Origin of the sequence: Mycoplasma aquilae ATCC BAA-1896, from assembly GCF_048074525.1 — a bacterium.
Taxonomy (GTDB): Bacteria; Bacillota_I; Bacilli_A; order Mycoplasmatales; family Metamycoplasmataceae; genus Mycoplasmopsis; species Mycoplasmopsis aquilae.
The window spans coordinates 55951-75371 of record NZ_CP182208.1 but is presented as its reverse complement, the minus strand read 5'-3'; the positions used below and the strand labels follow the sequence as shown (position 1 = coordinate 75371).

Here is a 19421-nt window from a genome sequence, read left to right as displayed (position 1 = left end):
ATAGGTGGGTGTGCGTATTATTATGTTTAAAGCAAAGAAAAGAAAGATTATAAAAACAAGTTTAATTTTAGGAAGTGGAGCACTTTTAACAGGTGTTATTTTTGGTATAACTTTTGGAGTTATTAATCAACATGGTAAAACTTATCAATATCCTTTAAGTGATATGACTAAACAAAACCTAACAAAGGTCACAATTAAGTTGATTCCTTCACAAGTGTCTGGTACTGATTCAAATACTGAATCTGCCAAAAAAGATGATTCAGATAAGTCTCAAGTGAAAACAACTTTATCATTTACAGACTCAAAAAATAATAAAGTGGTTAAGTCTGTTGTCTTACTCACTAATTCTAATGATGAGTTGCAAATGCAAATACAAAATTTAATTCCTAATGGGTATAATTTTGATCCATCTAAATATGCAGATGAAACAACAATTACAGCCCAAATTGGACAAAATAATGTTATCTATATAGTTCCTGAAATCAAATCTCAAACTAAAACAACTTTTGTTTTTTACACGCAAGGTGAAAATGGAGCACAGGAAAATATCAAAACTGTTAAGAAAAATAATGATGAAATTTCTTCAGAAAATAATTTTGACCTTTCAAAATTACTTCCAGAGGGATATGGTTTTGTAAGTAGCCAAATTCCTACTTTTATAATTGGATATACCAATAGGTTTAATGTTAAAAAACTAGAAGTTGATGTGACATTTAACCTCAAGTTTATGTCAGATAATAAGCAAATTGGACAGCTAGTTTCAGTAAAGGCTCATAAAGGTGATGTTGTAAATATTCTTCGTTATATTCCTGAAGGTTACAAACTTGCAGAAAATGTCCCAGAAACTATTACAGCTGATAATAATACTTTTGAAATTAAAGTTGTCGAAATTCCAAGACAAATTGTAACTACATTAAACTTTGTTGAAGTTCAAAATGGTAGCGATGTTATAGTGGAATCTCAAAAGATTACGACTGATCAATTTGCTAAAATTGACTACACTAAATATTTACCAAAAAATTATCAACTTGCACCAGGGCAAAATAATATTAGTATCATCTTAGGGCAAGTTAATACAATAAAAGTAACTAAAATTAAAAAGATAATAACAACAACTATTCGTTTTATTGATTCTAAGGATGGTACATCAATTGGTGAGCCATTAAGCATTCAAACATATGATGATGAAAATATAACTTTTGACAATAACTGAATTCCAAAAGGTTATAAACTTGTTCAAAATGAAGTTAAAATCATTCCAGGCCAAGTAAACAACATTTCAATTGAAAAAATTGTTAATAATGTTACTGCAATAGTCGAATACAAATGAAATGGTCGTATAGTATCAACTGCTAAAATCGAAGGTGAAGAAGGAACTGATGTTGATTTATCATCCTCAAGCTACATGCCACAAGGTTTTGAATTGCCGAAAAATGATAAGCAAACAGTTGTTGTAAAACTTGCGAGTCAAACTTTTGTAATTAATGTAATCAAAAAAACTATCGAAACAACTTTTAAATTTGTATTAAATAATGTTCAAATAGGTAAAATAGCAACAATTATAACTGCACCAGATGTTACCTCGATATCACTCGATGAAGTTAAAAAATATGTGCCAGAAGGATATCAAATAGTTCAAAAAGCTTCATATGCATTTAAACTCGGACAAGAAAATGTTATTGAAGTAAGTAAAATACTTAAAGAAATTACTACTACAATTATTTTTAAGGATAATGGGAATACAATAGGCAACCCACATACTTTTACAACTCTTGAAGGCGATACAAAACCAATTAATTGAAAAGATTATTTACCAAAAGGTTACCATGTTACAGCAGAACCTATTATTATTAAAGGCAAGACTAATGATATTCAAATAGCTAAGGATAAAATTGAATATTCATACACTTTAATATTTAAAGATGGGGCCAAAATAATTGATCAAGTTTCAGGTAAATATTATGATGACTCAATTCCTAAAGTTACTGATTTTTTACCAAGTGGATATAAATTAGTAAACATTTATGAAGCTAATCAAATGCCACAAAATTCAAGTAAGACCTACCAAGTGACTCCAATTATCCCGCCTAAGCCACCTGTTGTGACAAAACCTGATTTAACTCCTGAAGAAAAGAAACAAGTTCAAGAACTTGTCAATTCACGTCAAGGGCAAACTGTTGATGTCAACAACTTACAAATACCAACTAAAGATCCAGATCTACCAGAAGTTCCAAAAGGAAAAGTACCTAAGGAAGTTGCTACCGACTCATATAAAAGATTAAATGAATATAAAGATTTATTGCGTTCTAATAAAGATCTTACTGCTGATGATCTAAAAGACATTTATAGAGAAGTATGGGAAAAAAATCCTGATTTACTTGAAGTTTTTGCTAAATACTTGAATGGTCAAATACAAATGCCTGGTCGTCCTTTGATTCCAAAAGATCAAATTAGACAAATTGCACAGGCACAACTTGAAGCTGCATCAAGAATTATGCAATCAGAAATTGCGGCTGGTAGAGTGCCGGTATTTGAAGTAACTGGTAATACTTTTGGTTATGATGTGACAATAAAATTTGATTATATGGATGATAAATATAATCCAAGTATTCAAAAAATGATACAAGATAATCAAAGTCGTGTCTTGTCTAATGGTGGAAAATATAATCGCCAACCTAGCGGAATATTAAATGGTGATTATATTGGATGAAAGAAATTTGATGTTTCAGGAACTGTTAAAGGTATAACCCCAGAAAAAGATCGTAATAAAGTTTCATATGACCCTAAAACTGGAAAGCAAATCAAAGGCGATGATGGCTTAAGAGTCTATGAATACATTCCTGATGGTAAAGATGATTTCAGCAAAAATAAAACTCCACAAAGAATGCTTACAGTTGATGCATCTAATAAATCTGGATATGACAAATTTTTGCAAATTTTAAAAGAAAATCCATCTATTACAATGGTGAGAGTTGACAAAATTGGTTATGGTGATAAAAATGACTCATTGAGACAATTATTATCTCAACTACCAAGTTCCGTTAAAGCTGTAAATCTTTTCTTCTATACAAAAGATACAACAGCTATTGCAGGTCTTGAAAATCTTCATTTAGATGAAGTTGGTATTTATACAACAATGCCAAATTTAGACAAGCGTAATGATAAAGATGATTGGGGAATTGATCCAGTCGGACTTAAAAACACTAAATTTGCTTCATTTGAAGGTGGAACAATTGAATCTTGAGAAGCTCAAGCACCAGGCCAAAGAGCTGCCTCAATCATCTTTAATACTATTAGACCATCTAAACATACTAACTTCCAAGATATTAAAGATGGATTTAATATAGCACTTAAAACTAAAGCTAATTGAAAAATATTTAATGGAACATTTGGCGTCGGAGGATATCCAACGGGAATTGACTTATCATTAAATCACAATATAAAATCAATGAAGGACCTTCCTTTAAACCAAAGAGTCTTTAGAAAACTTACACTACATGCAGACGGAGATACTTTCTCATTACCAATTGGTGAAATTGTATCTGGTCAATTTGGCTCACTTGTGGTACAAGGACCAGATCGTGCCAAAATGTATTTTGACAATCCTGCAACTCACATTTTACATTTAACAGGTAAGGCTAGTGATATTGGTCAAAATTACGGAATTCATTTATATGGATTACTTGAAGCCGGAAAACAATCACTAGACACCATTGTAGTTGATAATTTAGAAGCTGAACAATTAATTAAAAGTTCACAGGCTTGAGGAGCATTTGGATCAAGCTATAAACTTATTGTTAAAAACAAATAGAGGTATATATGAAAATAAAAATTAAACAAAACACCTTATTTTACTGACAGAACTTAATAAGTTATTTAATAATGGGGATATTATTATTAGTTAGTTTGTTCTCGCTGTCTGCTCTTTTAGGTTGAAAGCCTTATAATACTGGTTTAAATGTTGCAAAGCCATTTTTACCAATTGAGAATTTTTTAGATATTTCACAGCCTAATTTTCAAGGGCGGAATTTTGTTATTATATATAACTTCATAATTTTATTAGTTCCGTTAATTCTTGCTCCTTTCTGATTAGCAAGAAATGCAAGTAAGCAGCCTATAAGCTTTGTTAAATATCTTCCATGATCAATTTTATATTTAGCAATTATAATTGCATCATTCACAATATTGTATGCTTATCCAATTACAGAAAATACTAATATTTCACATTTACTAATTAGTACTATTCCATTTACAGTATTAATGTTAGTTAATTTTGCTTTCGAAATTTATCATTTATTCTATTGCATTAAGGTATATACAGGAATCAAAAAATATATTCGTAACTTTATTATCACTAATACAGCTAAATTTATTTTACTAATCGCAGGATGATTATTATTAGCAAACTTTATTAATGGAAACACACCTGAAACACTATTTACTGTTAAAAATAATTTAAAAGAAGGCTTTAGAATATTATTCTATAACTATACAGCCTGAGGTGTGATCGCAATCATTGCAATGGGCGCTTGCTTTATTTGCTATTGAGGATTTAAAGTCGCAAACTTATTTGTTTTAGAAAATTCACAAATTCAAGCTAAAGCATTATCTAAACAAGCTCTAAACTTTAACTTTTATGCATTAGCATTATTTGCTATTTGAATGTTCGCAAACATCTTTATTATTAATATAAATGATGGTCCATTAATGGATCGTAAGCCTGTTCACATTTTATGAATCTTAACATTAGTAATTGCATTCCTTTTACTAATACCTATATATTTCTTACTAAAATGAAAGCCACTAAATAACTTAAATAAAACTGCTAAAGGATTTATTTTAATCATTTTATCAATTGTCTATTTATTTGCCTTATTAATTATTCGTATGTTAAATGCTGACAAGTTTAACAATTACATGGTTGTGTTAATTATAGTAATTTCTTATTTCGCTTTATTGTTTATTTACAAGCTGGCAGGAAATACTTTATCTTATATTACACGTTATACCCTTGTCTTAATTTTCGCTTCACTAAGCATAGCTGTCTTCTTCGCGGTATTATCAGCTTTATTAAATCAAGGAAGCAATAATCTAACTGCTTCAATTCCATTTGAATTTACGCTAGTTGACATATTTATAATTATTCCAATAATTGCTTGCTTGCTACAAGTTATTATTCAGCTAAGTATTTGAGCTAAGGCTACATATATTGTTTACAAATACAATAAAACTCAAGGAGCATCTCATGAAACTAACCTTTCTAACTAATTGACAAAAAAATAAAGCTTGCAAAGCTCAAGAAATGCTAAGGCAAACTTATTTAAATACAATATTTGCAACTTATAATGAAATTCAAGAAGACAGTAACTTTATTCCATATCAAATATTCACTAACCAATTTCTTATTTTAAACAACATCCAAAAAACTGGTGGTTTATGAGAAGAATTAGTTAATGAACGTGACGAATTTATGTTACACAAAAATCAAATCGCATTTAAAGACTTTTATATTTCTTGAAGTATAAACCCAAGATTTAGTCAAGAGATTTTAATTCCTGTTATTTCTCATAATTTTGATTCTAACACTAAAGTATTATCTTGAGTAACTGCTGAAAATGATCAAATTCAAGATATCTTAACTAAATATAACGAATATTTACATGATTATTTAATAAACAATGATTGCCCTGTTGAAATTATTCCTGGCATTATTGTTAAATACAACTTTGATTTAAAGGATTACAACTTATACTTCTCACCTGAGTTAATTCCTAATGCACATAAAGAAAATTAAACAAAAAGCTGAATCACTAGATAAAATATTAACCATTGTCGAATCACAAAAAAATATTAACTTAATTAATATCTTGCGTCTTTCTCAACAAATTGGTATGTATTGTCAAAGAGCTAATCAAGCTAAATCCTACATTGATTATCTCGCTAGTAATTATGCTGTAGCCAATCCTTTAATCGAACCAGTAAATAATCATTACCTTACATTTTTAAGCAAATTAACACCTAAAAACTCAATCACTTATAAAACAATTTGAGTTTATATAACAGAAGAAGAAAAATACGAAACAAACTCATATCAAAAATATGAAAAATACTTGCTTCAAAACTTTGCTAAAAACGACTCAATTGTTGTAATTGGTAATAGAGCAAAAACTTTTGCCCAAGAAAATAATTTAGATATCATTTTTGAAAATAACTTTAATGATGTTGCTTATTTAACAGATATTTTGCCTGACTTTTTAGAAGCTTATTTAGATGCTAATGGTTTTTGCAAAATTAAATTTGTCTTAAACTCTTCAAAAACTAAGCAATTGAGCCTAAATGTAATTCCTTTAAGCGAATTAAATTTCGACTTAGACCTATATCATAAACAAAGTAACTTTATGTCTATAGAAGGCCTAAATATTTATCCTAATATAAATGGCTTTATTAAATCACAACTAAAAGCTTATTTAACTTATATGACATTGGCTTTATTAAGCGAATCAAATTTAATTTATCAAAAATATTCTTTAGTTGCAATTAATCAAAAAATCAACGATCTTGAGAAAAAACAAAAACGTTTAGCTCTTGAAGTACTGCGTGCTAAACGTGAATTAGAAGTAGAACAAATTTCAATTCTTTCTAAGAAAAAAGATTTATTACACGATGAAAAGGAGAATGCTCATGAATAATATAAAATGCCTTTTCATCTCAGAAAACTTAAATGAAACAAAAGAATATATTACAAGTTTAGAATTAAATCTTAATCTCGAAGACCAATGAACATTATTAAAGCCTAACTCAGTAGGTTCATATAACAAAGCTTTTTTTAGAACAAAAAATAATGATGGCGTAGTCAAATACTATATCTTAGATAACGTCTTCCTTACCTATATAAACAATGAGATACATATCACTTATAGAGGTTGCTTTAGATCATATTTACAAGTTAAAAAGAATAATGATTTTATTAACAACAATGAAGAAAAACTTAAAAGCTTATTAGCTGATTTAAATTACTATCGTAGTTGTAAGCAACTTTCGGTAGACAATATAAATAAAATAGCAATTTACAAGTTAGAAAATGAAATATATATCTTGAATGCTATTACCTTATTTAATTTAAACCCAGAGGAGAAAAAATGCGAAAACTAAAATGACTTATTTTAGGGCCAGTTAGTGCCACTCTTCCCCTCGCTGTTCTTTCTTCTGCTCCTAATTCAGAAAGCACTCCTAATAGTGATAATGCAAACTCTGAGGAAGGCAAAAACTTATCTCCTGACTTTGATGAATTTGCTAAACTAGAAAAAGAAGCGCAAACACAATCATTAAATAATATTTTAGAACAAGGTATTAAAGATCTTCATAATGAAGCTAACACCTTACTAACAAATACTACAACTACAGATGCACAAGACATCATAAAAGGTATGTATTTAAAAAAGGTTGCAGTTTATTTAGAAACACATAAAGATGCAATTATTAAGAATCCTAGAGATAATGGTTTCTTTACATTCTATCCAGAAATACTTGCTTCATCAAAATCTTTCAAAAGCATGGTCTTAACTTTTGATTCTAAAACTTATCAACAAGTCTTAATTAATGCTGAGCAAGACTCAACTAATCCATATCAGAATCTACCTTTAGTACCATCTCAAATTGAAGACTTAAAGGAATATACTTCAGAAACCTTAACAAATACTTTAACTAAAGAGAAATTTAATGCAAAAGTTGATGAATATTTCAAGAAACTAGCTGGTGAATTTGATGATATTTTTCAAAATAGCGATGATATTCCAACATTTGAAACAACATCTATTGACTACAATTCATCCGGTAATTTCAACCTACATCCGCCAAAAGGTTTTGATTCTTGAGATGATTATATTAAATCAAAATATAGTGTTCGCTTCTTGCAATTTGATTTAGACCAAAACTCTAAAGAAGATGAGCAACAAGATAAACCACCTTCTCCAATAATACCACCTCTTCCTCAAATTCAGGACCCGGCTGCGCAATCTAAGGAAATCCAAAACATTCCTTCTCTACACCCAATTGTTTCTTCAGCTATGTATGATGCTTTTAAGAGTTTAAATACAGTTGAATTAAAACAAGCTTTTATAGCCAAATATAATAAGAATGTGGAAAAGAATTCTCCTATTTATTTCTTTTTTAACAACAATATTAACACTAGATATCAATACATGGTAACTGGACTTAAACTTGACTCAAATAATGAATTATTAGCAGATGTTAAAATTCAGGATAGTGTAGACAAAAATAACTTACGTACATATAGTTTTTCTATCCGGACACTAGCAGATAAGCAAATAACACTTGCAACACAAGCTGCTAATGCCTTAATTAGAAATATCTTTATACAGTTATACACAGCGCTTGGAGTTAATGCCCAAATCGATTATCAACAATTAGTTGATCAAGAATTGGCAAATGTTTTATTTAACATGATTTCACGTGCAATGAAAAATACTTATCAAACTGAATATCAAACAGATTTAAATAATATTATTCAAAAGAATGCATCAAGTGTTAGTTCAATTGATTTAAAAGATAATTTAGAAACTCAATTTGGTACTGATATAAATTATTTTGTTTTATCATCTTTAAAAAATACTGTAATACACAATACATATTATTTCGCATTACTTCCTGATGCCTATTCAAATACTTATAATTTATTAGTTGAAGGAATTAAAAACAAAATTGATTTAATTAAATCAAACATTAAAGTTTTAAATGAATATTACAAGATTAACTATCTTGATATTAGCTGAGTTAACCAAGGATTAGATGTATTAAGTGATGATATTTCCTTTTTAAAAGGATTAGCAATCAATAATAGTTTTAATTTATATTCTCAATATTTAGAATACACCAACTTAACTAATCGTATAAACAAGACATTTAGAGATTTATACATTATTTTACATGAAGCTCTATTAACGAATTCTCCAGAAAATAAAAAACAAATCACACAAATGTTTGATTCTCTTTGAGCAATGCCTCAAACACCATATACACAGCCAGCAGCTAATAAAAAGCTACTTTACACATTAGGAGCAATTTTCTTATCATTAGCATTTATTCTAATATTAATTGCTTCTACTTTAGGAATTACACACAATAAATTCCACATAAAAAACACAAAAAATAAAACAATATTAATGAGTTCGCTAGCTTCAATTTTCTTAATAATAGCAATTATTTTACTTGCTATCGGACTTGGAGGTCTATAATGACAAATAATAACTATCCTAAAATAACAGGTATATTTGACTATGTTGTAGAGATTACTGGTAAGTATCCTTACTTCCAGAATCAAATTTTTACTTTAGCAAATAACCCTGAAGTCAATTTAATTTTAATCTCAGCTACCCAAAATAAAGCTTACTGTCTTTCAGAAGGTAAAATTGGAGACTTTCTTATTGGAGAAAGCGTTATCCCAACTGATCAACAACACTATATCGAAACTTCTTTAAGCTACTTTGGAAAAATCATTAGCATTGATGGAAGCATTTTATATCCAGCTGCTAGTGATAGTAAAACTATGCTTTCACACAAGTCTCTTGCCTTCAATAAACCTAATGCATTACTTTCATATCAACCACTAGAAGAACAATTACACACAGGTTACATGGCAATTGATTTACTTATTCCAATCGGTAAAGGGCAAAGAGAACTAATTATCGGAGATAGAAAAACAGGTAAAACTCACTTAACACTTAATACCATTATTAATCAAAAGAATCAAAATGTTAAATGTATCTATGTAGGTATTGGAAAGCAACAGTCAGATATTGCTTCAGTTTATAAAACATTAAATGATAATAAAGCAATGGATTACACTATTATTATTAACGCACCTGCTGATCAACCTTATGCACAATACTTAGCTCCTTATGTAGCTATGGCGCATGCTGAAAACCTAGCACACCAATATGATGTTTTAATTGTTTTTGACGATTTAACAGCTCATGCTAATATTTACCGTGAAATCGCTTTATTAACTAATAAACCTGTTGGAAAAGAAGCCTTCCCTGGGGATATGTTCTTTGCACATGCTAGATTACTTGAACGTAGTGGAAAGTTTTTAGGCAAAAAATCAATTACTGCACTTCCTATCTTACAAAGCGTTGAAAATGATATTACTTCTTTAGTAGCTTCAAATGATATTTCAATTACTGATGGACAAATCGTTATGAATACAGATCTCTTTGCACAAGGTAAATTGCCTGCTATTGATATCGATTTATCTGTGTCACGTATTGGTGGATCGGTTCAAAAACCTTACATTGCAAAAGTAGCTGGTAAGATAGCTAAAATTTACAAAGCTTACAAGAGACAAATTAAACTCGCTTCACTTAAATATGACTTAAACGACGAAACTAGCGCACTATTAACTAATGGTTCTTTAGTTGAACAAATGTTTACTCAAAAAGGTATCTCAGTTTACAAAGGCAGCACAATGTTCCTTACAGCTAAACTGATTTCATGAGGTGTTTTAAAGAAAGTAACTAACATTCCACTGGCTTTAAAATTCATTGAAGAATTATGTATCTTTAATCCAATTACTAAAGATATCTTAGATCGCATGATTAGTAATCAAGCTTATGATGATAATATGGCTAAAGATTTCTTTGCATTTGCTTTAGCACAATATGCAAAATATAAACAACTCAATTGACAAATTGAAATTAACCAAAAATTCATGGACATAGATGAAAACGTCCTAAAATTCATCGATGATAAATTAGGAGATAAATAATGACAAAAGGTATAGTAACTAAAATTTGAACAGATGTAGTTGAAGTTTCTTTCCCTAAAGATCAACTACCTAAAATTAACAATATTTTAGCTTCTGCTAGTGATCAAACTCACTTATTAGTTAAAAAAATTGTTAATGAAAACATTGTTTATGCAGTTATCATTGATGCAAATGAAACTATAGGAATTGATCAAGAATACTTTGATACCAACAATACCTTTATGGTACCAGTTGGTCCTAGTGCTAAAAATAACATCTTTGATGTTATGGGTAGATCACTAAATAACCCACAAGCAAGTTTTAAACGTGTTCCAATGGATTCAACTATTGTAACTAATAATGACTTTAATTTCGAACCTCAAATACTTGAAACCGGAATTAAGGCTATTGACTTCTTTATCCCTATTTTAAAGGGTTCTAAAATCGGAATCTTTGGAGGAGCTGGAGTTGGTAAAACAGTTTTAATGAAAGAAATTATCTTCAACCTATCTAAGAAAGAAAAGAATACCTCTTCAATCTTTATTGGAGCTGGTGAACGTTCAAGGGAAGGGGTTGAATTATATGATGATTTAACTAAATCAGACCTTATGAAAAGCTCTATGATGTTTATTTCTAAAATGAATGAAAGTGCTGGAGCTAGAATGAGTATTGTTCCTGTAGGAATTACAGCAGCTGAATACTTAAGAGACAAAGAAAAAGAAAATGTTTTATTATTTATCGACAACATTTTCCGTTTCCTTCAAGCTGGAAATGAAATCTCAGCTTCACTTGATAAAAAACCTTCATTAGGAGGTTACCAAGCAACATTAAATACTGAAATTTCTTCTGTAGAAAATAGATTATTCTCAAACGAAAATGGTTCAATTACTTCATTCCAAACTGTTTTCTTACCAATGGATGATTTATCTGATCCATCTGCTCTTGCAGTATTTAACCACTTAGGTGGTTCTCTAGTTCTTTCTCGTGATGTTGTAGCTAAAAATATTTATCCTGCTTTTGACCCACTTGAATCATCATCTGCTACAGTGGATGTTCAAATCATTGGTCAAAAACATTACGATGCTATTATGAAAGTTAAACAAATATTACAAAGATACAAAGAACTTGAAGATGTTATTTTAATTTTAGGTATCGATGAGCTTGATGATGAATCAAAAATTATTGTTAAAAAAGCTTTACAACTACAAAACTTTTTCTCACAATACTTCCACACAACTCAACACTTTACTCAAATGCCAGGGGTTTATGTCCCATTATCTAAAACAATTGAATCAGTAGAAAGAATAATTAATGGTGAATTTATAGATGTTAACCCTGAAAAATTCTCATTCATAGCTACTGTAGACGATATTCAAGATGAAAAATAAAATACTAAAAAATTCACTTTTAATTTTAGGGTCAACTTTTCTTAGTTTAGTTCCAGTTTCATGTTTTCATGATTATCCAGCTAGACCAGTAGAAAAACCTGTTGACCCAGGCGATTCAAAGCCTAAACCTATAGATCCTATAAAACCAATTAATCCGGGTGAAGGTGAACCTGTGCCTGAACCACCAGTTATTGGTGGGAATCCGTTCAATCCACAACCTCAAAAAGACCCTACAACGCCAGATGATGCTAATACACCTGAATATAAAAATGCTTCATTACTTAAAAAATATTACATTGATGAAGCAGCATATATTAATTCTTTAGTGAAATCTCTTTGACCAGGTGGAGTAACAGAAGCTTATAATGAAATTTATGAAACATACAGCAAAAAACACGTACAAGATTTTGATAATAGCGCTTCTGAATTAAACTTACCTGCATTTCTAGATTCTTATGCTAAAAACTTTTCAGTTACAGATAACGAAAATAATTTAGTTCTTAACCCTCTAGGTCAAATACGTAGAAGAAAATACTGAGCTGATGCTGATGGGGATCGTGGTACAGCAAGATATATCCCTAATGACCTATATAAGGAAATATTAGGTGAAACATATTCAATTATCATTAGTAATGAAAATAAATATTTAACACCTACTAGCTTGCCACCATCACGTCTCTCTCAAGGTACAGCATGAATTCTTGATTATGCAACTGATAGTAAAGGTCAAATTTCGAAATTATATTTAGCTACAAACCTGCACGTAGCAGCAGATATTACTTCTAGTTCAGATAATGGTTCAATTTATACAAATATATTACCTGATAGTGTAATGAAACAAAATGCTGATAATCTAATTCAAGCTAACAGCAAATGGGAAGCAATGAACCCTGCAATTCTCAAACTTCAAAAAGAATATGAAGAAGTTTTAGCTAAATACGGTGATCAGTCACCTGAATTTGCAGCATTTAATAAAAAATATAATGAAGCATTAATTCCTTATGATGAAGCCGGCAAAGCTGTTAAAGCTGCTGATGCTAAGATTGTGGGTGTTACCCAAAAAATTAGATTAGCTCATTTTGATCCTGATACTCCAGTAGGTGTGCAATTAAAGCAAACTGATAAAGACACTCGTGTAGCATATTTTGACTTTGATCCTAAAAATGTAAAAATTGTTTATACTGGTGCAAACTTCTTAAGCACTTCTCCTTCAAGCTATTTAGATAGTTCTTCTCCATATGCTAAATTAGAGGAAATGGCTGATTTTGCTGTATTAGAATTTACTTTAAACCCTAATGCAGATTCATATCCATATAGTTCTCCTAATGCAGATAGTGGGCTTGATAACAATAAAATTGATTCATTCAATAATTATGTGTTATTCTTGACTTCAGCATACCAAAATAAAGATAACCAATCTAAACCAGCAAATTATGATTTACTAACTGATTATGATAGATTAGTTGCTGAAAAGTTAAAAGTAAATGATGAAAATGTATCTAAAATTAATTATGACTTTTTAGCTTTAGGTTTCCCTAATGCAAAAAGTGATGATGATTTAGTTATATCTACAAGTAATAAAGATGAAATTCCTTCATTAGCTACAACTTCATCTGTGTGAGTAAATAAATCTAAGAATAATAAAGATAACCAACTTGGTGGTGGTTTATCTCAAAATGTTGCGTTAAGAACATTTATTGATAAGCCTGGATTAACTGATATTTTAATCTCTAACCCAATAATTAACGCCACTGATCATAAAGGTTTTGAAATTAGATACTTAAAAGAAAAAGGTTCTACTTACACAGGTAATGAATACATTAACTATGGGCTAGGATATATATTGCAAAACTGACAACCAGGACAAGGTGGTTCGGGTTCATCTGTACGTGATATTAATGGAAATATAATTGGATTAACATTTGCTGCTGCTGATGCAAATTTCAACTCATTAATTTCGCTTACACAAGCCTTAAGATCACCTGGATATAACTATAATGGGCAATATGGTAAATATAATTTAGAACAATATGATTTAATTTATGGTGGTGGGCCAAACCAAAGAACATCATATCGTCAAGCGCTTCAAAAAATTTATGGTGATAACTATAAAACAAAATTATTCCCTAAAGGTGTAAAAGAAATTCCACAAGATTATCAATTTAAAAAATAAATTAAAAATATCTAGACTTGAAAAATCTAGATATTTTTTGATTAATTTTAATAAATTGGTTTAATTAAATCGTTTAGTTCTTTCATAGTAATTGTGTTTCAATTGTCTTGTGTAAAGACAAAACCTAATTTTGAAATAACTTTAAATGTTTGTTGATTATTAGCGTTATCCGTTATTGTGTATTCAACATAATAAATACCACTATTATTACTATCTGCAAGGCCTAAAGTTTTATTTCATTTAGTTAATTTTGCCAATTCTGTATTATTAAACTCTTGAATTACTGTATCTGTTTTAGTTGCGAAATCTATAAAATGAATTTTGGCATTAATTGGGTATGTAGAAACTGAAGTTCACATAAATGAATATTCAAGTGATGTATTTTGGTATCATAAACTATCATTTGCATTGTAGTTTGAATTTTGAGAGTTCCCATTTACTGTTATTTGTGAAAATGCATCAAATGTTGGTGAAGTTGAACTACATTCTAAATATAAAACTTCTGAATTTACAATATCATTTGGGAATATTTCATTGTAAATTTCAACATAGTAATATCCTTGTGGATTTTGAATTATGTTTTTATTTAAGCTTAATGCATCAATAGTTTTATTAGAAATAACTTGTTTTCAACCCGCTTCTCCAGGTTTTAGCTTTGTTTCAGAATAATATACATTAGCTCTTAATGATAAATTACCACCTAAAATTTGGCTTTTATCATTTATTGCTGATATATTAATTTGATATCCATACTCATTATATAAATCCTGAGAAACAGAGTCAAATTCATTTAAATTACGTGTTATAACAATTGTTTTTGCATTTGCATAAGAAGGGTCTAATAAATTGTTGTTGTAATTATCACGCACTTCTTGCACTAATTGATTAATTTGCTCATTCGAAAGATTTTCATGAGTTTTAGCATTAATTTCATTTCACTTATCTAAAAAGTTCTTTTTATTTTGCTCAGAAATTTGGTATACATTTGAACCTATTGTATAACCACCAAGAGTAAATTTATAATATGCTAACTCATTAATTAGATCTTGTTTGTTGTATTTTGGTTGACTATTAAATCATGTTACTAATTTAGGATCTTCCATTTTAGTTTCAATTTTTGTATTATCAGTTCATGTTACATAAACTTGATCGTTTTGAATGTTAAAGTTATATAAAACTTTATCTTTATTGCCTATTTTCGAAACTGTATGTGCCTTTGTTTTAACATCATAAATTAATATTGAATATCCATCAGTTTTATCATAGATTGGAATAGCAATAGAGTCTTTATATGAATAAAGGTTTACACTAAATGCAGGCATAGACCATGATATTTGATTATATGTTCTTGAAATAGCGTCTAATATTTTTTGTTTATATATCTTTTGTATGTCTCATGTTACTTCTGTACCGATTGATTGGTTAAAAGTTTGTTCGGTTATAAAACCAGTAGCTGGTAACTGTTTACCATCTGTGTCCACCCTTTTTGGTGAATAACTAAATCCATATCATTTACCATTGTTATATACATAATTTGGAGAAATTGCTGTACTTCCACCATTTGCTTTTCCACCCATAATTGTAGTCTTTGCTAAATAATCACGTTCTGAATTTAACATTACTTCATTATTTAAATATAAAGTGTTGTAAGGCAATCCATATAAGTTATTAAATGTATATGGTAGTAAAACCCCAGAAACATTTGGCACAAATTGTGAAGTACTTGGCGCTGTTATAACACCACCAAAGTCACCCTTATAATGTGATAAAGGATATAAATAATATGCTTCAGGTGATTCGTATGTAATGTCAGAATCGAATCATTTGTAGGTTTTTGAACTAGGATCTGGTTGGTTTTGATCATTTACTGGTAATTTCATTCAAACAACCATGTGTCCACCGCTGGTTTCATCTTCTGGTAAATCTTTTGCTTTACCTGTAGGCCATGCAAAAGCTTTAATACCAGCCATTTGTAAAAGAATAGCATATGAAGAAGCCATGTCTCTACATACACCAGTATGCAATTGAATTGCTAAATCTAATCTGGCAACGGGTTTATAAATAAATCACATTCTTACATATTTTCATAAAGCAAATGCTTTATCTCATTCAGACATACCTTCTTTAATTTGATTCATCCCGTCTCTAACAAACTTAAAGACTGCATCTTGTACTTTACCAGGAGTTCTGAATGCTTCCATATAAGTATATTTGAAACTACCTGTTCGTACATATCATGTTGTATCGTTTACATATTGCGGAGTATTTGGGAAATATCCATCAGACTGAATTGAACCATCTTTATTCTTGTAAGTAAACGCCATTTGGTTAGAGTCTACTGTAAAATATGAGTAATTAGTTTTCTTAGTAAATTGCCACTCAAGAAAAGCATTATTTCAAGCGTCTGTAGTAATTAATCTATCACCAAGTGTGAAATTAACAACTTGATTACCAATCATCTTATCAAACATATCAACAAGCATTTCTTGTGTGATTTGATTGTCTGCCACTTTTGGTAGAGGAACGTCTCCTCAATTATAATTTTCTGATGGCGAATTATTTATATCTTTGTATTTTTCATATAAATTCTTTAATGCACTTAACGAAGTGTTTAAAGAATTTAATGTACTTGAATCAGTATATCGGTTTTGACTAATTCCATTTTGGATAGCACTGTATGCATCAGGGTATTTCTTTTTATTTACATTTAATTCATCTAGTGCTCTGATTTGGGCATCAATTTCGCTTTGTAACTGTGCTATCTTTTGATTATAGTTAGTTCAAGCAGCTTGAGTTATTTGTTTTAATTCATTAGTTGTTTTAGTTAATTCTTCGATTGAAAGTGATTCTAAAGTTGAATTATTAATTTTAGTTAGTAAAGAACCTAACTGCGCATCAGTATAGCCATATTCTATTAATTTGTTGTAAGCTTCCTGTGCAGTGACTAATTCTAATTTAGCAGTTCTTAAAGTTTGAACAGCTGGATCAATTTTTGCTGCATTTTTATATACATCATAGACCTTTGTTAAGCTAGCTAAAGCATTGTTTAGGCTATTCAAATTATCCGTATCTGAATAAGAAATTTTTAATGCCTCATTTATAGCTTTATAAGCTTTTGGATTATCTTGTTCATTAAAGTTTAAATTCTTAAGTTGAGTTTTTATAGCATCAATTTCAGCCTTAATGTTTGCACATTCTGTCTTATAATTTGCTTCTTCTTTTACTTTTAGGTCTGAAATTTTAGAAATTATTTCTTTTAATTTGTCAAATGAATAAGTTGATAAATTAGAAACTTTTATGCCAGATAAATAACTTGATAGTTCAGTAGCTTCATAGCCTTTTTCTTTAAGCGAAGAAACTAATGCATTTGCTGCAGCTAGTGCATTATTAGCTTCTTGCACTGTTTGTTGCATTATCTGTACTGCACTATTTTTATATTGCTCATAAACTTTATTTAAGTTATCTAATTTTGCTTTTAAATTAGCAAGTGTATCTGCTGAATTAAAATTATTAAGGCTTAGGGCAGCCTGAATAGCTTGATAAATGTTATTACTCATTGATTGAGTAATTCCAATATTATTAATTTTTGAAATAACATCATTTAAGCTCTTAATTGCATTATCCTTCGCAGTAGCATACTTTTTATTTGCACTTGCTTCTAATTCTTGAACTTTTGCAATAGCTGATTGTACTTCTGGTAATGAATAATTAGCAATAATTTCATCAGTTAAAGTTTTTAAATAATTATTTAATTCTACTGGCTCATATCCATTATTAAGTAGCACTTTAGCTTGGCCAGTTGCTGTAGCAATAGCAAGCTTTAATTCAGCAATAGCTTGTTGTTTCGCTACTTCTTGGCTATTATCAGGGTTATTGTTAATGTCTTTATATTTATTGTATAGAGCAGTTAAATTAGCAAGAAATGCTTTTAATTCATTTAGTGTGCTTGTTTTAGTTACTACATTATTTTTCAATCCTTCACTAATTGCTTGATATGCTTCAGGTTGCTTTTCATTTGAAACATTTAAAGATTCAATATTTTTAACAACAGCATTAATTTGATCTTTTATAGCATCGCAAGCTAGTGTATAGTTTTTTTGCACTTCACTCTGTGTTGTTTGCAATGTTGATAAAATTTCTTTCAACTTATCTAGTGAACATGATGGTAAATTATCTAAGTTAATATTCTTCAAACATTCTTCTAATACTTCTGGGTTATAACCATTAGTTTTTAAACTATCACACTCATTTTGAGCTTGGGCTTTTTCATTTGTTATTTGATTTATCAATTCTGCTTTTTGTGCAGCATCAGGTTCGATAACAGGCTTATTTGTTAAATCTTTATAATCATTATAAATTTTTGCAAGTTTATTGTTCCATTCATTTAAAGTCGGTAGTATTGTATCCTTATTTAAAACACTAGCTTGATTTATTGCTTCTTGCATTATAGCTTTTTCATTATTATGACTATCATCTAACTTATCAATTAGTTTCTTTAAAAATTCAATATTTGCCTTAATTTGATTTAAAACATTGGTAATAAGATTATTAAATTGTTGAGTTATAGTTGATATTAGATCTTGCCCACTAGCGAGAACTTCAGACATTTGCTTTTCACTTAATTTTTCATAATTATCATTATTTATAATAAATTCATTAATTTGTTGTGCTAAATCCGTAACTTGATTTGCAATTAATTTATTTTCTAATCCTTCTAGCTGGCTTTTAAGTTCTTGAAACTTGACAATTAAATTGTTTTGTTCTGCTTGTGTATCATTACAGCTGGTTGCAATCATAGAAACAGGAGCTGCTGTGGCACTAAGAACTAAAACGCTTTTGATTGTGATATTTTTCTTATTTCTCATATTTACCTCTTTATAAATATATTCTATTAAATTTTGAGAAATGCAGCATATTTATACAGCTTTATTTCATGCTAAAAAAAGCAAATAAAAAAAATCCAATACTGGATTCAAATGGTGCCGGCAACTGGACTCGAACCAGCGACCCCTTCCTTACCATGGAAGTGCTCTACCTGCTGAGCTATGTCGGCAAATCGTTAATAATATAATACCAAAATATTATTAACGTATGTATA

General features: G+C 29.5%; 10 protein-coding genes and 1 tRNA gene. 9 read left to right on the top strand and 2 right to left on the bottom strand.

Features of this window, described 5'->3' with window-relative positions:
• Nucleotides 1-22: 22 nt before the first annotated feature.
• The 9 genes from ACM0IS_RS00295 to mip are packed head-to-tail and all read left to right on the top strand — an operon-like array spanning nt 23 to nt 14323.
• Complete coding sequence (locus ACM0IS_RS00295; RefSeq protein ID WP_416756287.1) at nt 23-3811, top strand: putative immunoglobulin-blocking virulence protein; 3789 nt, start codon at nt 23-25, stop codon at nt 3809-3811.
• 8 nt (nt 3812-3819) lie between these two features.
• The gene (locus ACM0IS_RS00290) at nt 3820-5268 is read left to right on the top strand and encodes an MSC_0624 family F1-like ATPase-associated membrane protein (RefSeq protein ID WP_416756285.1); all 1449 of its coding nucleotides are present in this window, start codon (nt 3820-3822) and stop codon (nt 5266-5268) included.
• Nucleotides 5246-5794, top strand: coding sequence for an MSC_0623 family F1-like ATPase-associated protein (locus tag ACM0IS_RS00285; RefSeq protein WP_416756284.1), 549 nt, complete (start codon nt 5246-5248; stop codon nt 5792-5794). The genes ACM0IS_RS00290 and ACM0IS_RS00285 overlap by 23 nt, the downstream gene beginning before the upstream one ends.
• Nucleotides 5775-6689 (top strand): MSC_0622 family F1-like ATPase gamma subunit, encoded by a 915-nt coding sequence (locus ACM0IS_RS00280; protein ID WP_416756282.1) that lies wholly within the window; start codon nt 5775-5777, stop codon nt 6687-6689. Before ACM0IS_RS00285 ends, ACM0IS_RS00280 begins: the two co-directional genes overlap by 20 nt.
• Nucleotides 6682-7152, top strand: coding sequence for an MSC_0621 family F1-like ATPase epsilon subunit (locus ACM0IS_RS00275; protein ID WP_416756280.1), 471 nt, complete (start codon nt 6682-6684; stop codon nt 7150-7152). The genes ACM0IS_RS00280 and ACM0IS_RS00275 overlap by 8 nt, the downstream gene beginning before the upstream one ends.
• Nucleotides 7140-9254, top strand: a complete 2115-nt coding sequence (locus ACM0IS_RS00270; RefSeq protein WP_416756278.1) for an MSC_0620 family F1-like ATPase-associated subunit — start codon at nt 7140-7142, stop codon at nt 9252-9254. Before ACM0IS_RS00275 ends, ACM0IS_RS00270 begins: the two co-directional genes overlap by 13 nt.
• On the top strand, nt 9254-10783 hold the full coding sequence (locus tag ACM0IS_RS00265) for an MSC_0619 family F1-like ATPase alpha subunit (protein ID WP_416756277.1): 1530 nt from the start codon (nt 9254-9256) through the stop codon (nt 10781-10783). The genes ACM0IS_RS00270 and ACM0IS_RS00265 overlap by 1 nt, the downstream gene beginning before the upstream one ends.
• Entirely contained in the window at nt 10783-12150 is a 1368-nt protein-coding gene (locus ACM0IS_RS00260; protein ID WP_416756275.1) for an MSC_0618 family F1-like ATPase beta subunit, read from the top strand. The genes ACM0IS_RS00265 and ACM0IS_RS00260 overlap by 1 nt, the downstream gene beginning before the upstream one ends.
• The gene (mip, locus tag ACM0IS_RS00255) at nt 12140-14323 is read left to right on the top strand and encodes an Ig-specific serine endopeptidase MIP (protein ID WP_416756273.1); all 2184 of its coding nucleotides are present in this window, start codon (nt 12140-12142) and stop codon (nt 14321-14323) included. The genes ACM0IS_RS00260 and mip overlap by 11 nt, the downstream gene beginning before the upstream one ends.
• Before the next feature lie 47 nt (nt 14324-14370).
• Here mip and ACM0IS_RS00250 read toward each other — a convergent pair whose 3' ends face one another.
• Nucleotides 14371-19188 (bottom strand): hypothetical protein, encoded by a 4818-nt coding sequence (locus tag ACM0IS_RS00250; RefSeq protein WP_416756272.1) that lies wholly within the window; start codon nt 19186-19188, stop codon nt 14371-14373.
• 112 nt (nt 19189-19300) lie between these two features.
• Nucleotides 19301-19376 (bottom strand) — tRNA-Thr (locus ACM0IS_RS00245).
• Nucleotides 19377-19421: the final 45 nt, after the last annotated feature.